This window comes from Pseudomonas sp. B21-036, from assembly GCF_024748925.1.
GTDB lineage: Bacteria > Pseudomonadota > Gammaproteobacteria > Pseudomonadales > Pseudomonadaceae > Aquipseudomonas > Aquipseudomonas palmensis.
This window is the reverse complement of record NZ_CP087178.1, coordinates 2,701,137-2,719,718: the sequence shown is the minus strand read 5'-3', so window position 1 is coordinate 2,719,718 and position 18,582 is coordinate 2,701,137. Positions and strand designations below refer to the sequence as shown.

The following is an 18,582-nucleotide window of genomic DNA, read 5'->3' as shown; positions in this document are numbered from 1 at the left end:
GTCCTACGAAACAGGATGGGGCAAACAAGGCAGTCAGTTGGAGAAAAGCGCTGACCACCTGTCACCGAACAGGGCGATGGCCAGTCCTGCGAGCATCACCATCGACCCGGCCAACTTGATGAGAGACACCGGCCTTTCCGATGCCCCCATCAATCCGAAATGATCGATAACCAGTGAGGAGATAATCTGACCTGCGATAGCGAGGCCCAGCAGGGCTGACAGGCCGATTTTTGGCGCAAGCACCACATAACTAAGCAAGGCACCGCCACCCAGCAGACCGCCCAGCAGGCTCCACCAGGGCTGGGCAGGTACAGCCGCCAGTGAGGCCACTATCCCGCCACGCATCAATGAAAAGACGCCCAGGCACACCGCTCCGGCAGTAAATGAGAACAGCGCCGCCGCTACGGAATCTCCACCCACACCTTTAGCGAGTTGACCATTCAGCGTGGTCTGCAGGGTAATGCCAAGCCCCGCGGCGATGGCCAGCAGGTAGTAAGCTGCGTTCATTTCGCGCCTCCTTACTTGGCTGACTCAAGCGGCATGAATGTCTCGGCAAAAATATCCGGCTGGTAGCCTGCGGCAGCAAACAGATGCTCACGGGATTCGTCGATTGCTGCACGCAGCCTTTCGCTGTCCACGCCCAGCACCTTGCCGCCGCGCTTGACGATGCGCCCGCCAATCATGACCGTGTCGACATTGCTGCGTTCGGCCGCGTGTACCACGGTGCCGAATGCGTTACCCGACGGGTAAAGGTTTATGTCCTGCGCATTGATAAGGATCAGGTCGGCCTGTTTGCCGGGGGTCAGGGTGCCGACTTTGTCCTGCAATCCTGCACAGGTGGCGCCGTCAAGAGTGGCGGCTTTGAGCAGGCCATGAGCCGGCAGGGTCACAGGATGATGCTCTGCGCCGCAGCAGCGCTGCTGGTGCATGCCCATGACGCGTTGCAGGTAGAACGCCACCCGCATCTCCATGAACATGTCACCGCTGTAGGAGGTTTCGTTATCCACACTCAGCCCCGGGCTGATGCCGTGACGCTGGGCCGACTGCATGGCGAACATTCCATCTTCAATGCCGTAGTGGGCATCTGAACGCGGGCATACGTTGACCCGCACGCCAGCCTCGCGAATGATTTTCCAGCCGGCGTCCGGCAGTGCGGTGCAGTGGTTGAAGATGTTGTCGGAGCGCAGCAGGCCCTCGCGATGCAATCCTTCCAGCTCAGCGGCCATGTCCCCACCAAAAAACTCGGTGATGATCGGCAGCCCCAGGCGCCGGGCTTCAGCCCAGAGTTCAGGTTCCAGCTGCGCCATCACCGCCAGCGAGAGCAGAGGGTTGTCACCGTTCTTGACGTATTTTTCCTGCAGACGCTCCAGGTTGCCGGGCCAGTGGGCTTTGTCCCACTCACCAGCAACCGGCGCCCCCGAGGCGTGTACGGCGCGTATACCTGCATCGAGCAGCGCCTCGACCGCGGCATCGGAGTGCGCACCGGTGCGGCTGTTATGGGAGTTGTCCACCAGGGTCGTGATACCGGCATCGATGCAGCCCAATGCACTCAGCAGGTTGCCGATATACATGTCAGCTGGACGATAGTATTTGGCGAACGAGAAGTGGGTGGCGTTGCAGTAGTCCTCCAGGGTTGCGGCGTTCGGATTGATTCGCCGTAGTTGCCCTTCCCAGGAGTGACGGTGCGTATCGACCATGCCCGGCATGGCGATCATCCCGGATGCCTCGATCACCACAGCGTCGCCAGCTGCGAGATTTTCACCGATGGCCGTGATGGTGCTGCCTTCGATAAGGATATCGCCGCGCAACAGATTGCCGATGTCGCCGTCCATGCTCAGTATGGTAGCGCCGCAGATAAGTGTGCGGGCGGCCGGAGCGGCCGGGGCCTGCACGATGCTGCGGCTGTATTCAGTCATTTCAGTACACCTCTTCAAATTTCGTTGGAAGAACTGTACGCAAGGCGATACTGCGGGAAAAAGAGAGTTAAATCGTTTTTATTATTCAATAATGGCGAATAATAATGCCTTCTTGATCACTGATTTGGGACTTCTAACCGTCATGGACCGTATTCAAGCGATGCAGGTTTTCGTTCGTGTGGCTGAAGCAAGAAGCTTTATCCAGGCGGCGCAGACGCTCTCTCTGCCGGCCTCGACAGTGACCAGCAGCGTTAAAAATCTTGAGAAGTACCTGAAGGTGCGCCTGCTGAACAGAACAACGCGACGGGTTAGCCTGACACCTGAGGGCGCACAGTATCTGGCGCAATGCCGAGAAATATTGCAGCTGATCGAACACACGGAGGCAAGTGTGGCGGATTCCGTAACACGGCCGCAGGGGCGCTTGCGGGTCGATATGCCGGGCGGCATTGCACACTTCATCGTCATGCCAAACCTGCAAGACTTTTACCGGCGCTACCCGGATATCTACCTGATGATAGGCGTCAATGACCGGCAGGTTGATCTGATTCAGGAAGGTGTCGATTGCGTCATTCGTACAGGCGAGCTCGATGACTCAACGCTCGTTGCGCGCCCACTCGGCCGGTTTCGCTGGGTGACCTGTGCTTCTGTCGCCTATCTCGAAGAAAACGGTACTCCGCAAACTCCGCAAGATTTGTCTCACCACCGCGCCATCCATTACTTCTCGAGCCGCGCAAGGCAAGCAGGTGAAATGCTCTTTGCCCGTGGTACTGAAAAGCTCTCAGTTCCGGTCAACGGCACTGCGGCCGTCAACGAGACTGGGCTCTACATCAAAATGTGCCTTGAAGGTTTTGGACTTGTGCAGCTCGCTGAGAACGTGGTCAGCGAGCATCTGCGAGAAGGGCGGCTGGTCGAGGTGCTTGCTGACTGGCAGCCGGCCTCGGTTCCTGTGCACCTGCTATACCCTCATCAGCGCTTTCTGTCGCCAGCCGTGAGTGCATTCGCTGACTGGATTGCCGGGCTTGTTCGCGACGATGATTCAGCAGGTTCAAGTTGAACGTTGCGCCCGGCCAGCATGCCAGTGAATGCGCCGGCTACAGAGATTGCGGCTGTGATCAGCAGCGGTGATGTCCAGCCACCGGTCCAGTCGTGCAGTTGGCCCAGCAGCAAGGGACCTGCGGCTGCCATCAGGTAGCCGACGCACTGCGCCATTCCTGAAAGTGCCGCCGTGTCACCGGCATTTTTTGTGCGCAAGCCGATGAAGGTCAGGCCGAGCATCATACTGGCACCAGAGCCGAAGCCCAGGAACGCGGCCCACAACATGGCGTAGTCTGGCGCGTAAATGAGCCCGATCAGGGATGAGGCGGTTAACAGGCTGACGGTAGCGGCTGCCAGTTTCTGGTCTTTGAGACGGCGAAGCGTGGCTGCCAAAATCAGGCCGGGAATGGCCGTGGTCAGTTGCAACGTGCCGTGTACCGTACCTGCTTGCTCCGGGGATATGCCATGGTCCATCAGAATGGTCGGCAGCCAGCCTACGGCGACATAAAAGGGCATCGCGTTCAGCCCCATGAACAGTGTGACCTGCCATGCCAGCGGCGAACGCCAGACGGCCACGGTTGGCGCTTGTTTCGGGCCGGACAGACTCACGTGTTCGTGTTTTTTCAACTGTGGCAGCCACAAAACCAGCGCCAACAGAGGGGCAGCGACCAACAAACTCAGGGAAATCGGCCATCCCCATGATTGGGTCAGTGGAATTATCACGGCTGAACCGACAGCGCCCGCTGCGCCCATCGTGATGGAATAAGCGCCGGTCATGGACGCCATTTTCGTTGAGAAATCCCGTTTGATCAGGCCGGGCAGCAGCACGTTGCCCAGTGCGATACCGGTGCCTATCAATACCGTGCCAGCGTACAACGCCAATGCGCTGCCTGCGGAGCGCAGCAGGATGCCCGCTGAAATGACCAACAGTGCGCCGAAAAGCGTGCGCTCAATGCCGAACCTTCGGGCGACCGATGCGCTGAGCGGGGAGAAGGCTGCAAAGGCAAGTAATGGCAGTGAAGTAAGCAGGCCTAGAGCTGAGGCGCTCAAGCCAAAATCATTCTGGATCAGCGGCAAAACGGGCGCGATGCTGGTAAAGGGAACGCGCAGGTTCACGGCGATAAGCAGAATGCCTGCGACGAGCGCGATGGCATGCCACTTGTTTTTTGTATCTGACATATTCTTTATCTGTCCTCTTAAAAGAAGACAACTGTAGAGAACTTCAGAACCGTCTAATATAGATATCAAGACACCTGATATCTAAATTATGCCAAGCTCAAAAAATGTCGTTTCCTCGCCGGAAGATTTCGATTCAGACCTTTTCGCCCAGGAAGCGATTGCCCTCAAGGTTGCGCCTGACCGCAATGATTCGGGTGCCCGTCCGCATGATCATCGCAAAGGCCAGCTCATCCTGTCTTTGCATGGCGCAGTGAGCTGTGAGGTGCAAAATGCACTCTGGCTTGTCCCTCCCCAGCACGCCGTATGGATCCCGGGCGGCACGCCGCACAGTTGCCGAGTGACAGAAAACGCCCGGACCTGCTTTCTGTTCGTTGAGCCCGGTGCGGCAGCCATGCCTGAAGAATGCTGCACGGTTGCCATTACGCCCCTTGTTCGGGAGATGGTCCTGCATCTCGCTGAACAGGAACCTGCTTACCATTCCGAGGGAAAGACGGCTCGGCTGGTTGCAGTGCTGCTTGAGCAGCTTTCCGATGCCCCGCTGAAAGAGCTGCATTTGCCGATATCAGACCACCCCAAGATCAAACAAATCGCGGATACGCTCTTCTCAGATCCAGGCGACCGAACCACGTTGCGCGAGTGGGCCACTCGGCTTGCAACCAGTGAACGAACGCTGGCCAGGCTTGTAGAAAGCACGACCGGACTGAGCTTCGGACGCTGGCGTCAACAATTGCATTTGATGATCGCACTGAGTCATTTGGCGGAGGGGGTATCCGTGCAACGTGTGGCGGGCATCCTGGGATATGACTCTGTTAATGCATTCATCACGATGTTCAAGAAAGCACTGGGTAAACCGCCTACTCAGTATTTTTCCTCTCTGCGCTAGTGCTCTGCTGGCTGATACAAAGCGCCGAGGCTGTAGAACGATCTGTCTGCTATTGGCCGGTTGCTGCCCTGAATGAAGGGCGGCTTCGGGTCGACTGCGGCCTCTCGCTAAAGGCAACTAATGGCCGTTTGCTGCCCTCAACCACCGGCAGCTTTGGGTCGTAAGCAGCCATCCATGACCGGATACTTACGCCCCATAGCAGGCGCTAGCGTAGGCCGCTACCCGTTCCGTTGAAACTGGCAGCCACCGTAATGGCTACCAGTTCTGCGCATGGGCCTCTGGCCCGGCCAACGATGGAAAGAGTGGCAGTACTTCTTCCGCCAACTCCTGGATCACCTCTTGCACAGGGCGCTGTGCCATCTGAATGCCAAGAGCCGCGTGATTGACCCCGGCCTCGCGCCACTCATGAAGCAGTTCGATCAACCCGTTGCGGCCTGTGCGCAATACATAACCACCCTGTAGCGGTGTTCGCGGGAAGTCTGGGTTTTCATCGAGATCAATCCATTCATTGGTGACATGCGGTCGGAAGCCTCCCCCAGGAATGGCCGCTCGCCAGCCCCGGATTTTTTCGGCCAGACGCCGAGGGCCGAGGACGTTGTGGGTGGTGTCCGGGTATGTGATCCAGCCGTCGGCTTGCTCGCCGAGCCACTGTATGGATTGGCGTGATGAGCCGGTCACCAGCAAAGGGATGCGCCCAGTGACGGGCTTGGGTAGTAGGCGCGCCCGATCAAGCCGCCCCAGCGGCGTGGTGATTGGCATGGAGCTATCTGCCAGCAACTGACGGACATAGTGCACGCTTTGCACGAAACGTTCCCCGCGTTCTTCATGGGCCAGGCCATAAGCGGGAAACTCTACAGGGCGGTCACCTGAGGCAATGCCCATCACCAGACGGCCACCTGACAGGCAGTCCACCGTGGCCGCAGCTTTGGCCAGATCTATGGGATGGCGCAGAGCGAAGATCGCACTTCCGGTTGCCAGTGCGATGGTGCGGGTATGGGCTGTCAGGTAGGCCAGGTAGGTGAAAGGGTCGAAAACCTGGCCCGCATCGCCGAAAGCCGGGTCGTACAAGGGCACATCACGTACCCATACGGCGGCGAAACCCAAGTGGTCGATTTCGCTGACCAGTTGCGCCTGCCCATTGAGCACACCCATGTCACCGTCATAGAAGCGAAGTGGCAGGAAAATGCCCAGGGTCAACTGACCATGGGCAAACATGCGGCGGTAACCCGGATGCAGAGCGAAGGCATCGGCGCTGGCGCCTTTGATGGTGTTGAGTTTCATCGACAGTCCTTAGTCAGGGGCCAGTGGCCGGGGCGGGAAGACGAATGCCTCGCTGTACCGCCGGGCGCTGCTCGACTTGCCGGTACCAGCGACAGAGGTTCCCATAGGCGTTGAAGTCGAAACCCACGATTGCGGCAATGTGTAGCCAGGCGAAGCTGGCGATGTCTGCAATCGAATAGGCTTCGCCGGCCAGCCATTCACGCGTGGCAAGCTGCTGATCGAGAAGGGCGAAGGCTTCTTCAGTAAGGGTGCGATAGCGCTTTTGCGCAACAGGGTCAGGTATGGCCTCGAAGCATTCGAAGTGCACACGCTGTCCCAGCATAGGGCCCATGCTCGCGCTGTGGTACATCAGCCAAGTAATCGCCTCCCAGCGCGGCTGGGTGGCCTGTTTGAGCAGTTGGCCGCTGCGTTGCGCCAGATACAACAGAATTGCTGCCGACTCGAACAGCACGATCCCCGCTGCGTGGTCGATCAGGACCGGAATGCGCCCTGCTGGGTTGAGAGCCAGGAAGTCAGCCTGCCGATGCTCGCCCAAGTCGATGTCCACGTGGACGAGGCGATAAGGCAGCTCCATCTCCTCAAGCGCAATGGTGATCTTGAAACCGTTAGGGGAGCTATCGGTATAAAGTACAAGTGCGGGTTCCTGCATGTAGTTCACCTTAGTAAAACTGATCCGTGTTAGGTTTGCTCATGGCCATGCTAGTTGTTGGTCTATGGGCCTACTAACGATCATTCCTATGAGTAAAATCAGTTTTTCTAAGGTTGGATTCTAATGGGTGCAGTTTTGCCTCTGCTCGCGTTGCGCGCCTTCACTGAAACCACGCGACTGGGTAGCCTGAAGGCCGCCGCCGAGCGCATGGGCGTGACGCCGGGTGCTATCAGCCAGCAAATTCGCCTGCTGGAAGACCGTCTCGGGGTCACCCTCCTGACCCGAAGCCGTTATGGCGTGCAGCTCACCGAGGCAGGTGAAAGTCTTTATCCAGGGCTATCACGCGGATTTGGCCAGATCGAAAGCGCTCTGCTCGATCTAGAAGTGCTGAGCCGTGCCAACGTTCTTAACATCAGCACCCAACCTTCCTTCGCCTCCAGCTGGCTGGTACCACGCTTGGCTGATTTCAACGCACTACACCCAGAGATCAATGTATGCGTGCAGTCCACAGCCGAACTTGCCGACCTGCAACGTGACTCGGTTGACATTGCTCTTCGCCATGGCTTGGGTGATTACCCTGGCGTGGAGTCGATACCGCTTTTTGCACCCGTATTGCTTCCGGTAGCCAGCCCTGGCTTGCTTGCAACTGGCCCAGCGCTGCATGAACCGCAGGACTGCCTGCATTACCCTCTGTTGCAGGACGCCGATCGCGCCGATTGGACGCTGTGGTTGCAGGCCCACGGCGTCGAGCCCGACCACCGCAGTCGCCGAGGCCCCAGTTTTGATGAAGATCTACTGTTGTTGCGCGCGGCAGTCAGCGGCCAGGGCATTGCGCTTGTACAGTTACAGCATGCCGAAGAAGACCTGCGTCTTGGCAAGCTGGTGGTGGCTGTGGATCGACCATGGCCTTCGCGCTTTGCTTACTACCTGGTTGCCCACAAGGAAAAGCTGGGGCAGCCGAATGTACGGGCGTTCGTCGACTGGATGCAGGGGCAGATTGAGTCGGGGGAGCTGCCAGGTTAGCACCCCTCAGCGTCTGACCCCAAACCATTGAAGAAAGGCAACCTGGCGGATAGATCTGATTGACCGCTATGGGTCGATTGCCGCCCTTCACGGTCATGGATATCGTCACGCCGAGCTCTTCGCTATATTAGGTCTGATAAGCCACAGGTTGTCCGAACCTATTGCAGCGTTGAGCGAGATGAATTTGACAGAGCCGGTACAGATGCCCTCCTCCCAGCCGCTGGTGCTAACAGAGTTGGCCGACAGCACCCGCGCCGCGGCTGAGGCATTCATCGCGGCAGGCACTGCGGCTAATACCGTGCGTAGCTACCAGAGCGCCCTCACCTACTGGTCCGCGTGGTTGCGGTTGCGTTATCGCCGCTCGCTCGGCGACGGCGCGTTGCCACCCGAGGTCGCCCTGCAATTCATCGTCGACCATTTGGCCAGGCCCGATACTTCTGGTAACTGGACACACCTGCTACCGCCGGCCGTCGATGCCGCGTTGGTGGAAGCCAAGGTCAAGGGCAAGCCGGGGCCACTGTCGTTTAGCACAGTTAGCCATCGCTTGGCAGTTTTGGCTAAATGGCATCGCCTGCGAAACTGGGATAGCCCAAGTGAGGCTCCTGCGGTGAAGACGCTTCTTCGCGAGGCACGTAAGGCCCAGGCGCGCCAAGGCGTATCCGTGCGGAAGAAAACCGCTGTGGTGTTGGAGCCGCTGCAGGCCATGCTCGCCACCTGCACTGACGGCGTGCGTGGCACGCGCGATCGCGCCCTGCTGTTGCTGGCTTGGAGCGGCGGTGGCCGACGCCGCTCGGAAATCGTGGGTTTGCAGATCGGAGACCTGCGCCGTCTGGACGCCGACACCTGGCTATATGCGCTTGGGACTACCAAAACCGACAGTAGTGGCGTGCGTCGGGAAAAACCCCTGCAGGGGCCGGCGGCACAGGCACTTAACGCCTGGCTCGCTGTAGCACCGGCCTGCGAGGGCCCGTTGTTTCGCCGCTTGTACAAAGGGGGGCGGGTCGCGTCTGCTGGTCTGTCCGGTGACCAGGTCGCGCGCATTGTCAAACGCCGTGCGGCACTGGCCGGCCTCGACGGCGACTGGGCAGCGCACAGCCTACGCTCGGGCTTCGTCACCGAGGCAGGACGCCAGGGGGTGCCTCTCGGCGAGGTAATGGCGATGACTGAGCACCGTAGCGTCAGTACCGTAATGGGCTATTTCCAGGCGGGGTCCTTACTGGGCAGTCGTGCCAGCCAACTCCTTACGATGGAATCGTCCAACGAGAACGCGCCAAATGACCTTCAGCCTACAGCGAATCCCTCCTAGCGCGCAGGGAGGCGCCCGCCAGATGCGTGAACAAGTAGGGTGTGCAGCCCACACCACGCCACCAACCGCTTTCAACTTCGCCTCCTGAGTATCAAGGTGCAGCTCGGCGAAGCCAGCCCGGAGCGATCGCCCGACGTAAGTAGCAGTGGATGAAGCGGCATCTCAAATCAGCAATAATGGCCTACCGCCACCAAGGAACGCGCGAACCATGGCCCGAAAATCCTCCACTGTTGTACCTCCACAGCCGAAGTTAAAACTGACGTCGCAAGAGATCGACCGTGGTATCGCCCGGTTATCCGAAAGAATTGCAGAGCTTCACGCCTTTGACCTCGGTACCGTCCGGAATGGCAATACACCCGAGCTAAAGGCCTTGGAGGTTGCCATCAAGGACAGTCTGACCCGCTGTTTCGGCGAGGACACCAGTAGCTACCGCACCTATGCGGCCGCCACCGACCTCACTTATTACCCGATGGTTTTCACCACCGGGCAGACGGTCGACTATCACGGACCAATTCAACGCAGGGTGCTGAACTCCATCGCGCTGCTTGAACAGGCACAGAAAAGCTTGAAGGAGGATTTGGCTGATCTCCCAGCTGCGAAGGATACGCAGAGCGCCTCGGGCCGTGAGAATAAGCTTGTCCATTCAGATCGAGTATTTGTTGTCCACGGCCATGACGAGGGAGCTCGTGAGTCGGTGGCTCGATTCCTTGAAAAGCTTGGATTCGAGCCCGTCATTCTCCATGAACAGGCCAATCGTGGTCGGACCGTCATCGAGAAGATTGAAGCACACCGAGACGTAGGATTTGCGGTGGTGCTGCTCACGCCTGACGACCAAGGCTGCGTAAAGGGCGGAGAATTAGAGCCGCGCGCCAGACAGAACGTCCTGTTGGAACTTGGTTATTTCCTGGGCTACCTGGGGCGTGACAGGGTCTGTGCACTCAAGCGTGACCAAGTGGAAATACCCAGCGACTTCGCAGGCGTAGTCTGGACTTCCATGAGCGACGAGGGTTGGAAGCAAGCCTTGAGCCGGGAACTACAGGACGCCGGCTACGAAATTGATTGGAATAAAGTAATGCGCTGCTAGGCAGGAGGCTGAAGCCCTGACCTCAAGCGGGCTGACAAAGGTGGCGGTGGGGTGTAATCTAGGGTGATTGGCTCCGAGACTTTGTTGGCAAAACGCCTCCCCTTGGAGACGCCTGAAAGCCCGCCCTAAAAGCGGGCTTTTTCGTATCCGCCAGCATTTCCAGCGATCGTGCGCTCACAAGCTCAGTCTTCGGCCCAGGCGCGCTCTGCCCCCCGGTCACCCTCAACCAGCTCTGCCGTTCTTTAAGGCTTTCAGCGATTTTGGCCTCCAGGGCTTCTAGGCTTTGTACGAAAAGTCGCCGAGCGGCGATCAGGCAAGGCGAAAACAGGCGAGGAAGCGGAGTTTACTGGTTGTAAATGAGCATTCCGAGCCTGTTTTCAACGCAGCCTGATCGTCGCGCAGGCACTTTTCGTACAAAGCCTAGCGACACACCGCGCCGCCGCACGATTTTTTCCGAGAACGCCGAGATTTCTTTTAATAACCGCCCGGCCTCCCCCGAGATGAATTCCAGCTTTTTGTCCAGAGCAAGGTAGGTGGGACGTCATTTTGCTATCTGCGTTGGAGCTAAGGGCGAGCCAGTTGCGGTCCTCAAGTAACGTGGCAAAGCGTCAGGCGGCAGACGACGCTCAAAATGCTGATCGATCCGCCGGCGATCACGCGTATCGGCATCGTCACACCCGGTGTCCATACGTTGGCAATGGTCAACGGGTGTCAACCCTCAGGGCCACGTGTAAGATGTACCCTGAGCGACAGCACAAAATGCTGGTGGAATGCCAATGGAGTACATTCAATGGTTCCGATTCGTGAAAGTGGCACACGCAGGGCAACGGAATACTTGATCCATGCCAATATTGGTGAACTGAGCCCCGTGCTGATTTATCACCACATTAACGCCGGTTTCACATTGTTGGACGTTCAACAGATGTTGTTGGAGATTACACCACGCTCGTGCGGCCCAACATTGCGCCGAATATTAGGCAAGCCTACTTCTGCCAAGCTCCGCGCAGGACGTCTCCCAGTACGTCTGAATTCCCAGCAGAGCGCTGTGGCCTATATGTATGCCAAGATTTTTGAGTTATCCCTTAATATTTTTGGTACGCGCGAACTCGCTGAACAATGGATGAGATTACCGTGCCGCTTCTTAGGCGGCGATGTGCCACTTGATGTGATACATAATCCCTATGCATACCGCTTGATCGAAACGTATCTACAGCGCGTAAAGTTCGGGGTTTACCAATAGCATTTGGCACACAAACATCCTATTCGTGTACTGCCCGAGCAAATATTCTAATGAGATATTCCGAGTGACCTAACTGTGTAATGCCGCTACAAGTTGCATTATGCGTAGCATTTAAATGAGTAGTTCTGCTACACCTGCAAAACACCACAAGAATTCAAAAAATCACCTGCATTAACACCAACATGAGAGCAAGCTTTGATCAAGAAATAAATACCATAGTGAACCGCACTTGCACTTGTGACTAGCTAGAGTAACTGACAAGCGCTGCATCTCCATAACGTGACGAAGCTTTATTAAGCTTTCTAGCATTGACTTAAAAAAGACGCTTGGGCATAATATTTTGGGTCGCAGGCTTCGGAGCTCAAAGTAATGAAAAGCAAAATAACCGAAATGGATGTCGCACGAGCAATCCAGCGTTTAAAGACCAAAGGAATGAAACCAACCCTCAATTCCATTAGAGCCGAACTGGGAAATCAAGGATCCAAGACAACCATCTTACGGATGGTGCGAACTCTTAGCGAGCAAAATAAATCTACTAATCTTTCAAATATCCTACCTGCAGGCACTGATGGCTCATTAGCAACTGCCAGCCTTTCATTAGAAGAGCCTTCTGCAATCGTTGAAAGTCTAGAATCACTGGGAGAGGCCCGAGTGATAGTCAACAAACTGTGCTTAACTATACAGCATTTAAAAACCGAACTGGCCATATGTCAATCCAATAACGAAGCTTTACGCACATCTCAAAAGCAAGCGTTAGAGGCACTGCGCGCATCCATTAAACTGTAATGGTGCGCGGGCAACACCTGTACACCTTTCTCTGTATACGTTTTAGCTGTTTCTCCCCATCGACATTCTCAGCGCTTCCTTTATCCGCTCTAGTCCTTAAATACTTTGCCAGATTTATGCGTTCTAGCCAGTTCATTTCTCTAATGACGCAACGCCACGTTAGCCATACATCTGAATAATCTCTTCCCCCTGGACTGTAATACCCCTCATAAACAGCCTCCCAGAATTTGATTACCCCACGTATTTCATAGCACGCGGAATCAAAAAAAACACCCCCTACTGTCTCTACAGCGCCGAAGACCACACTGGAGAACTCCTCATGCAGGATAGTCCACTTTTGCTCAATAAGTAGTTGAGCAACCACATCTAAAAAATCCTGATAAGCTTGCCCTCCTCGCAAGTCAATCGCGTTACAAGTGCTCGCAATAAATATCGCTAGCCTATCGAAACTTTTATATTTTTGCAGTTCCTTGAGCGAGTAATAACTACTCGACGGAGATACCGCTCCGTAGCAATTGAGCACATCAATTCGTGTTGAGTAGTCGCAGTCTTCCTTTAGAAGTTTCCACAGTGGATGGTGATACACATCAGATGCTTGAGGGCATGCTAGCAGTATCTGGTTGAATGTGCTGTGTTGAGGCTGATGCCCTCTCAAAAACAATCTCCATGGTTTTGGATCCAGAGATCCTGATTCCATACCGTGGATTTGCTCAAACCACCTAGCCATTGCGTAGCCAGTGCGAGCAATCCTCGCCTCGTCTGCAATGGTCATGGCCATCGCCATCACTCTCAGGTAATCAACGGGCTGCTTACGTGGTCGCGCCACATCGTACTCCTAAATCGGGGCCCTACCGTTCGCACCGATTCTCAATGCGCGGGATGCAGAATCTTGTATGGTATTGATTCCTATCGTTTTGTTTGTTCATAAATTAAGTTTTTTTGCCTCGTGACTGCTCAATTCCTGCCCCCCTAGAATGGTACACATCGGCTTCAGTGTACCGCTGTTCGTGATCCAATGCGGATCTGCGGAACTTGCCAGGTGGAGAGATAAGAGAATTGAGCAATGGATCAGATTCTGGAAATTGGTGAGTACGTAATCGTAAACGGCGTGATTGCTGTTATTTGTGAACTCATCGGCTCTGAAAATCTAAAGGTGAGAGAGCACGAGTCAGGTTTGTTATATACAGTGAATGTAGGTGATATCAGAGTGATTCCGAAATCATCTAAACAACCTGAGAACTTCCGACTAGACCCGACAGATCCTGCTACAGCACAGTCCTTAGTGCAAGCTGCTGAGCGTGCAGAAGTGATCATGAAGTATAGGAGAGGCGAATTAAACGTTAAACAAAGCGGCGAGTTGCTCGGCATAAAGAAAAGCCAATTTTACAAACTCAACAAAAACTACAGCGAAGACTTTGGTCCATCTAGCATAGTACGCCAAACCGCTGGACCGAAAATTGGCTCTACCCGAATCAGCAAGCATATATCCAACATCGTGGACGAATGCTTTGATAAACACTACAACGGGCCAGCAGCAAGTTATTCAGCAGTTTGGAGACAGGTTCAGGCGCAGTGCTTCAAGGAAGGGCTGCAATGCCCGAGTCTTGGAACCGTTACCCGATTAATCAAGATGCACGATCAAAAAGAAAGAGAGCTCAAAAAAAATGGACAAGATGCAGCACGCCAAAAATATGAGCCAAGGCCTGGAGTCGTTGAAGCAAGTGCCCCACTAAGTATCGCTCAAACGGATCATACAATGGTGGATCTGCTTTTGCGTGCTGAGCACGACAGAAGCATAATTGTCGGCCGCCCGTGGGTAACGCTAATCATTGACATATATAGCCGTGTTATTCTCGGCTACTACATCTCAATGTTTCCTCCGTCCCTAATTTCGGTACAGCAAAGTTTAGGGATGGCCGCGCTCCCGAAAAAGATGGGATACTTTGTTAGCGACCTGGATTATGTCGAGTATCCTTATTACGGGCTCCCCCAAATAGTACTCATGGACAACGCCAAAGAATTCAGATGTCTGACATTGCGTGCAGCCATGAGCAAGTACAACGTAAAACCAGAGTACAGGAAGCCGTACAAAAAGCATATGGGAGGACACATCGAACGCTTGATCGGTACGTTCATGACTACTGCAGTACATTTCCTCCCTGGTACAACATATTCTAATCCTCAACATCGCGGGGATTATAATAGCGAAAAACTATCGTCGCTGACCTTCAGCGAGTTTGTCACGTGGTTCGCTGGCCAGGTAATGATCTATCATGGAACGGTGCACTCAGTGCTAAAGAAATCACCTAAAGACGCCTGGAATGGGTATTTCAACTCTAAAGGAGCAACTCCACAGCTGATTACTAACCCTCAGCAGTTTTTCATCGACTTTATGCCGGAGCTACAGAGGCCGGTGCATAATAGCGGCATCCATGTTAATGGCAATAGATACCACTCGCAGGGTATCAACCAAGTTCAAGGTCGGGGAAAAATCACTATCAAGTTCGACCCCTACAATCTAGAACAGATTTGGGCTAAAGTCGGCGATAACTATGTCCAAGTACCCAAAATAACCGGCGAGCATGATTTCATAAACTATGAAAGCTATAGGTGCAACCGTAAATTTAACAAGTCTGCTCCGCCTGGCACAATCACTGATCCGGATGCTCTTCGCCAGGTCTTGAAAAATAATGATCTGGTTAAAACTAGCCGAAAACGTACTCGGGCTGCCAGCGCGATGAACAATGCAGATGAAGCTAGGCGTCAGCACAACCGCGCAATAAAATCCGGTTTGCCTAGATCTCATTTTCCTGACTCGATCGAAAATCCGCAAGACTCTGCTCAGCGCAACGTAAACTTCTCATTGCCGCCAACGCTTTACGACTTGACAGACTGATCAACTCGATCAGAGCAGAATACAAGTGTGGCTTCTAACTTTAGATTGTCTTTGTTGTTAGCGACCCATCGCGTGCTTATAAATTCAATCAACAGGGAATTCGATATGACTGAAACATTCGCAAATCAAGCTAGCAACAATTATTCAGATGCACATGTAAGGGAGTCGCGCAGGCCTTTGCTGCTACTTGAACCTGAGCAGCGAATGGCGATCTGTTTAGAAGATGTATTTCTCGACTACCCAATCGCAGACTCGATTCTTAAATCAATAGACTATATGCTTCAGTCAAAAAACAAAGTGCAAGCACCCTGCATGCTGATATGGGGTGAAGGCGGATATGGCAAAACCAGCCTGATCAGGAAAATCAAGGAAAGGAACGTTGAGCAAACCAATAAACTTGTTTTCATGAGTATGCGGCAGACGCCAGAAAATTACAACTTTCGCGAGCTCCTGCTTGAGGCGTTCGGGATCCCCCTAACCAAAAAATTTAGTGGCTTTAATGCCTCGAAGGAGTTCGCACGCACAGTCGCTCATAACAATATCAAAGGCATCGTTATTGACGAAATTCATGACGCGCTCACGCTGACCCCTTTTCAGCAACGCGCAAATTTATCGCTACTTAAAAATCTTTCTGGAGAGCAATTCAATCTGAGCGTGATTGCGTCTGGTACAGAAAAAGCCAGTGAAGCACTCCGACTCGACGCCCAACTGGAAAGACGTTACCTACAGTGGCCTCTAGCAAAATGGGAGCTCGACGAAAATTTCCGGTCCTTCCTTCTTGCTTATGAACGCACTTTACCGCTAAAAAATCAATCACGGATATGGGATGAGGTAATCGCGCGAATGATACTAAAAACATCCTCAGGAATTATGGACAATGTTGCTAAAATTATTCAGGTTGCGGCTGCGGAAGCAATACGTACTGGAGAAGAACAAATTAGCGCAGAAATCATAGAACATGTGCACCGGCTTGCTCCACACTATGGAGTCTCGCTAATGAAATCCCACTGAGCTCGGGGAAGCTTATGAATGAATCAAGCTTGCTGACGCAGTCCATCCATGACGACGTGCAGTTTTTAACCCCGCAGGTAACGCAGTGCATAGACGAAATCCAGTTGCATCATAAGTCTCAGAGTGAGCGCCGCCAACGCATGCCTGTTTTAGTGTGCGGCAATTCTGGAAGCGGAATTTCGACGGTAATGTCTCGAATAGCTCACCAATTCGAATTAACGAGCACAGGTGTTGTAGTATTGCAACGTCAAGATCTTGCCTTCTACTCACCGTATCAAATGCTGCTCCACCATTATGGCTTCAGACCGGTCGACAGTGCGCGACTCGGCTCATCATACGATTTGCCTCATTACATCACCAAGCTTTTGGCTATGGCTGAACCTGAGGTTATTATTTTAGATGATTTTCTTAATGGAGTTATTGAAAAAAAAGATATATCCAAGCATTTAGCTCAGTGGACTAATGTGGCAAATGCAATACCGAAAACATCGATAATTTTCGGAAATCCAGGTCGCCTTAAACCTACATGGTTATCTGGTGTCCCGAACTACAAATCAATCTATATAGATGAGTGGTCACTAGGCCCCTCATTCGACCTTTACCTGAGTCAACTTTCCGATCTAGCACTGACGAAATATGGTCTGAAAATGGAACTGCAAGAATTCCAGAGCCAGCTCTATCAACATTCCCATGGCAACACTGGAAACTTGATCCGCCACTTGCGGCAGCTCGTTATAAATCTAATGCTAAATCATCAGTCAGATATGACAATAATTTTTGCCACAAAAAAACTAAAGGAATTGATTGAAGACAATGCCAGGATCTTCTATGAAATCGCTATGTGACGATGAATCTTTTTCTTCATTGGTAATGAGAGATGTCTTTAAGGCCCCGGAGGTTCACACCTTCGACGATGAAATCAAAGATTTCACACTCGAAGGCGACCCCGATTTCGATCACACTTACACTCAATCAGGCTCTGCGGCTGTTTACGACAGGGTTAAGCCTCATGACTGCTGGATAATTCCTCACACCGTTTCCGATTTTGTTTGCATGCAGTGCTTGGCGTCATCGTTGAAGGAATATCACGCTTTGAGGTTTATGAAAGCCTGGCGTCAAGTCGCTCAGCCCTTTTGTAAATCACATAATAAATTGCTGGATTCTTTCCCAGCCAGAAACAGTGACTTAATGAACTTCCTAGTACAGAAGCCCAGCTCGCTGCGCACTACCCTCCCAGAAAGTGTACTTCAGATGATTGCTTGCGCCGCTATCAAAATATATGAAGACTTGATTGAAACAATGCATTTCGAATGTCCTGCTGCCGCCCAGAAGCGATTCAGTGCTTTCAGGTTCCTACTTGAGTTATTCCTTCATGCACAGTCCGACTCCGGAGGCATCGCGTCTTTTTATATGAGTGCCCCGAGGCCCCGTAATAGCCAATGGCAGCCTTTCAGTTGGCAGTCCAGCTTTCAAACCGGCGCGGTGATTAGCAACGCGCTGGAGCGCGGGTGTGCAATTATTATGTTTCACGCCATCACATCAGACGCTTCGCAAATATCAATCGCTCCTATTGCCGCCCAAATTACCGGCTTCGGCTACCACTATCCTATTAGACCCGAATCAATCGGTAGCTTGAGTAGATTGGTAATGAGCGAGGTTAATCCAGCCGTCACAGCAAGATTGTACAGTTATTCCGAAATACTGAACTGTGCTGCTTACCAAAGTTTTCTTCGAGGGTTTCATCATGGCAAATGTTAGGCTTACACATATTAGAATCAACTGTTTAGACCTAGGCTTCCCGGTCTACGATCAATTCAAAATGGCCACGTTTACCCCGCAAATAATAATCTGCAGCGATGTGTGCCTAGGAATAATAATTGCTGCCGGCATCACACGACGCGAAATCATGTACAACTTGGCATACAAAATAAAACTTTGTCTGCGCAGCTACTTCTCGATAATCCGCAATCCCTCAATATCAGCTAACTCGTTACCTTTCCACTGGTTTTCATACTATGGGACCACAGCAGCCCCAACCAACAATACACAACAAAAACCAATTCCATCGATTGAGGACTTGGACTTGAGCGAATCTTTACAGCGATTACCTCTTTACTATCTACGCTTACTGCTGGACCGCAACTTAAAACCCATTCATTTAGAAAGGTTTGTATTAAGCATTCTTAGCCAGCACAACAAAAAAGTCAGTTACCGACATCCCAATACTAGACGCAAGTGGTGAAGAACGAGGCGTCAATAACCGTTAATGAGTGGAATTTCTCCCGATTTAATG

General features: G+C 53.2%; 17 protein-coding genes. 11 read left to right on the top strand and 6 right to left on the bottom strand.

Features of this window, described 5'->3' with window-relative positions:
- Window positions 1–33: 33 nt before the first annotated feature.
- Together LOY33_RS12135 and LOY33_RS12130 are read right to left on the bottom strand one after the other, a co-directional pair.
- The gene (locus LOY33_RS12135) at window positions 34–507 is read right to left on the bottom strand and encodes a DMT family transporter (RefSeq protein WP_258662755.1); all 474 of its coding nucleotides are present in this window, start codon (window positions 505–507) and stop codon (window positions 34–36) included.
- Window positions 508–518: 11 nt separating this feature from the next.
- Window positions 519–1,916: an amidohydrolase family protein gene (locus LOY33_RS12130; protein WP_258662754.1), complete on the bottom strand. Its 1,398-nt coding sequence runs from the start codon at window positions 1,914–1,916 to the stop codon at window positions 519–521.
- Between LOY33_RS12130 and LOY33_RS12125 the strand changes: the two genes are divergently transcribed.
- Window positions 1,894–2,970, top strand: coding sequence for a LysR family transcriptional regulator (locus LOY33_RS12125; RefSeq protein ID WP_258662752.1), 1,077 nt, complete (start codon window positions 1,894–1,896; stop codon window positions 2,968–2,970). The genes LOY33_RS12130 and LOY33_RS12125 overlap by 23 nt on opposite strands.
- Here the strand turns inward: LOY33_RS12125 and LOY33_RS12120 are convergent.
- A complete protein-coding gene (locus LOY33_RS12120; RefSeq protein WP_258662751.1) occupies window positions 2,883–4,130 on the bottom strand; it encodes an MFS transporter in 1,248 nt (415 codons plus the stop codon). The two genes, LOY33_RS12125 and LOY33_RS12120, sit on opposite strands and share 88 nt — an antisense overlap.
- 88 nt (window positions 4,131–4,218) lie before the next feature.
- Between LOY33_RS12120 and LOY33_RS12115 the strand changes: the two genes are divergently transcribed.
- The gene (locus LOY33_RS12115) at window positions 4,219–5,013 is read left to right on the top strand and encodes a helix-turn-helix domain-containing protein (protein WP_258662750.1); all 795 of its coding nucleotides are present in this window, start codon (window positions 4,219–4,221) and stop codon (window positions 5,011–5,013) included.
- Window positions 5,014–5,268: 255 nt separating this feature from the next.
- On the opposite strand, the gene LOY33_RS12110 is transcribed toward LOY33_RS12115, so the two are convergent.
- Together LOY33_RS12110 and LOY33_RS12105 are read right to left on the bottom strand one after the other, a co-directional pair.
- Complete coding sequence (locus LOY33_RS12110) at window positions 5,269–6,294, bottom strand: LLM class oxidoreductase (RefSeq protein ID WP_258662749.1); 1,026 nt, start codon at window positions 6,292–6,294, stop codon at window positions 5,269–5,271.
- Window positions 6,295–6,307: 13 nt separating this feature from the next.
- Window positions 6,308–6,943 carry a glutathione S-transferase family protein gene (locus LOY33_RS12105; protein WP_258662747.1) on the bottom strand — a complete coding sequence of 212 codons (636 nt, stop codon included), beginning with the start codon at window positions 6,941–6,943 and terminating at the stop codon, window positions 6,308–6,310.
- Between the two features lie 123 nt (window positions 6,944–7,066).
- Here LOY33_RS12105 and LOY33_RS12100 point away from each other — a divergent pair, with 123 nt between their 5' ends.
- From LOY33_RS12100 to LOY33_RS12080, 5 genes are all read left to right on the top strand, one after another.
- A complete protein-coding gene (locus tag LOY33_RS12100; protein WP_258662745.1) occupies window positions 7,067–7,966 on the top strand; it encodes a LysR substrate-binding domain-containing protein in 900 nt (299 codons plus the stop codon).
- A gap of 202 nt (window positions 7,967–8,168) precedes the next feature.
- A complete protein-coding gene (locus tag LOY33_RS12095; RefSeq protein ID WP_258662743.1) occupies window positions 8,169–9,272 on the top strand; it encodes a site-specific integrase in 1,104 nt (367 codons plus the stop codon).
- Window positions 9,273–9,480: 208 nt separating this feature from the next.
- A complete protein-coding gene (locus LOY33_RS12090; protein WP_258662741.1) occupies window positions 9,481–10,356 on the top strand; it encodes a nucleotide-binding protein in 876 nt (291 codons plus the stop codon).
- A 790-nt stretch (window positions 10,357–11,146) separates the two neighbouring features.
- Complete coding sequence (locus LOY33_RS12085) at window positions 11,147–11,596, top strand: antitoxin Xre/MbcA/ParS toxin-binding domain-containing protein (protein WP_258662739.1); 450 nt, start codon at window positions 11,147–11,149, stop codon at window positions 11,594–11,596.
- A 369-nt stretch (window positions 11,597–11,965) separates the two neighbouring features.
- Complete coding sequence (locus tag LOY33_RS12080; protein WP_258662738.1) at window positions 11,966–12,382, top strand: DNA-binding protein; 417 nt, start codon at window positions 11,966–11,968, stop codon at window positions 12,380–12,382.
- On the opposite strand, the gene LOY33_RS12075 is transcribed toward LOY33_RS12080, so the two are convergent.
- A complete protein-coding gene (locus LOY33_RS12075) occupies window positions 12,372–13,208 on the bottom strand; it encodes a hypothetical protein (RefSeq protein ID WP_258662737.1) in 837 nt (278 codons plus the stop codon). The genes LOY33_RS12080 and LOY33_RS12075 overlap by 11 nt on opposite strands.
- A gap of 237 nt (window positions 13,209–13,445) precedes the next feature.
- Here LOY33_RS12075 and LOY33_RS12070 point away from each other — a divergent pair, with 237 nt between their 5' ends.
- From LOY33_RS12070 to LOY33_RS12055, 4 genes are all read left to right on the top strand, one after another.
- Window positions 13,446–15,278, top strand: a complete 1,833-nt coding sequence (locus LOY33_RS12070; protein ID WP_258662736.1) for a Mu transposase C-terminal domain-containing protein — start codon at window positions 13,446–13,448, stop codon at window positions 15,276–15,278.
- Between the two features lie 105 nt (window positions 15,279–15,383).
- Window positions 15,384–16,289, top strand: a complete 906-nt coding sequence (locus LOY33_RS12065; protein WP_258662734.1) for a TniB family NTP-binding protein — start codon at window positions 15,384–15,386, stop codon at window positions 16,287–16,289.
- Between the two features lie 14 nt (window positions 16,290–16,303).
- Entirely contained in the window at window positions 16,304–17,134 is an 831-nt protein-coding gene (locus tag LOY33_RS12060) for a hypothetical protein (RefSeq protein ID WP_258662732.1), read from the top strand.
- Window positions 17,118–18,047 (top strand): hypothetical protein, encoded by a 930-nt coding sequence (locus LOY33_RS12055; protein WP_258662730.1) that lies wholly within the window; start codon window positions 17,118–17,120, stop codon window positions 18,045–18,047. The genes LOY33_RS12060 and LOY33_RS12055 overlap by 17 nt, the downstream gene beginning before the upstream one ends.
- The last annotated feature ends 535 nt before the right edge of the window (window positions 18,048–18,582 follow it).

Coding starts and splice junctions, on each gene's coding strand:
- LOY33_RS12110 (WP_258662749.1), bottom strand. CDS start 6,294: ATGAAACTCAACACCATCAAAGGCGCCAGCGCCGATGCCTTCGCTCTG.
- LOY33_RS12085 (WP_258662739.1), top strand. CDS start 11,147: ATGGTTCCGATTCGTGAAAGTGGCACACGCAGGGCAACGGAATACTTG.
- LOY33_RS12125 (WP_258662752.1), top strand. CDS start 1,894: ATGCTGCGGCTGTATTCAGTCATTTCAGTACACCTCTTCAAATTTCGT.
- LOY33_RS12055 (WP_258662730.1), top strand. CDS start 17,118: ATGAAATCGCTATGTGACGATGAATCTTTTTCTTCATTGGTAATGAGA.
- LOY33_RS12090 (WP_258662741.1), top strand. CDS start 9,481: ATGGCCCGAAAATCCTCCACTGTTGTACCTCCACAGCCGAAGTTAAAA.
- LOY33_RS12100 (WP_258662745.1), top strand. CDS start 7,067: ATGGGTGCAGTTTTGCCTCTGCTCGCGTTGCGCGCCTTCACTGAAACC.
- LOY33_RS12070 (WP_258662736.1), top strand. CDS start 13,446: ATGGATCAGATTCTGGAAATTGGTGAGTACGTAATCGTAAACGGCGTG.
- LOY33_RS12105 (WP_258662747.1), bottom strand. CDS start 6,943: ATGCAGGAACCCGCACTTGTACTTTATACCGATAGCTCCCCTAACGGT.
- LOY33_RS12120 (WP_258662751.1), bottom strand. CDS start 4,130: ATGTCAGATACAAAAAACAAGTGGCATGCCATCGCGCTCGTCGCAGGC.
- LOY33_RS12060 (WP_258662732.1), top strand. CDS start 16,304: ATGAATGAATCAAGCTTGCTGACGCAGTCCATCCATGACGACGTGCAG.
- LOY33_RS12130 (WP_258662754.1), bottom strand. CDS start 1,916: ATGACTGAATACAGCCGCAGCATCGTGCAGGCCCCGGCCGCTCCGGCC.
- LOY33_RS12135 (WP_258662755.1), bottom strand. CDS start 507: ATGAACGCAGCTTACTACCTGCTGGCCATCGCCGCGGGGCTTGGCATT.
- LOY33_RS12065 (WP_258662734.1), top strand. CDS start 15,384: ATGACTGAAACATTCGCAAATCAAGCTAGCAACAATTATTCAGATGCA.
- LOY33_RS12095 (WP_258662743.1), top strand. CDS start 8,169: ATGCCCTCCTCCCAGCCGCTGGTGCTAACAGAGTTGGCCGACAGCACC.
- LOY33_RS12115 (WP_258662750.1), top strand. CDS start 4,219: ATGCCAAGCTCAAAAAATGTCGTTTCCTCGCCGGAAGATTTCGATTCA.
- LOY33_RS12080 (WP_258662738.1), top strand. CDS start 11,966: ATGAAAAGCAAAATAACCGAAATGGATGTCGCACGAGCAATCCAGCGT.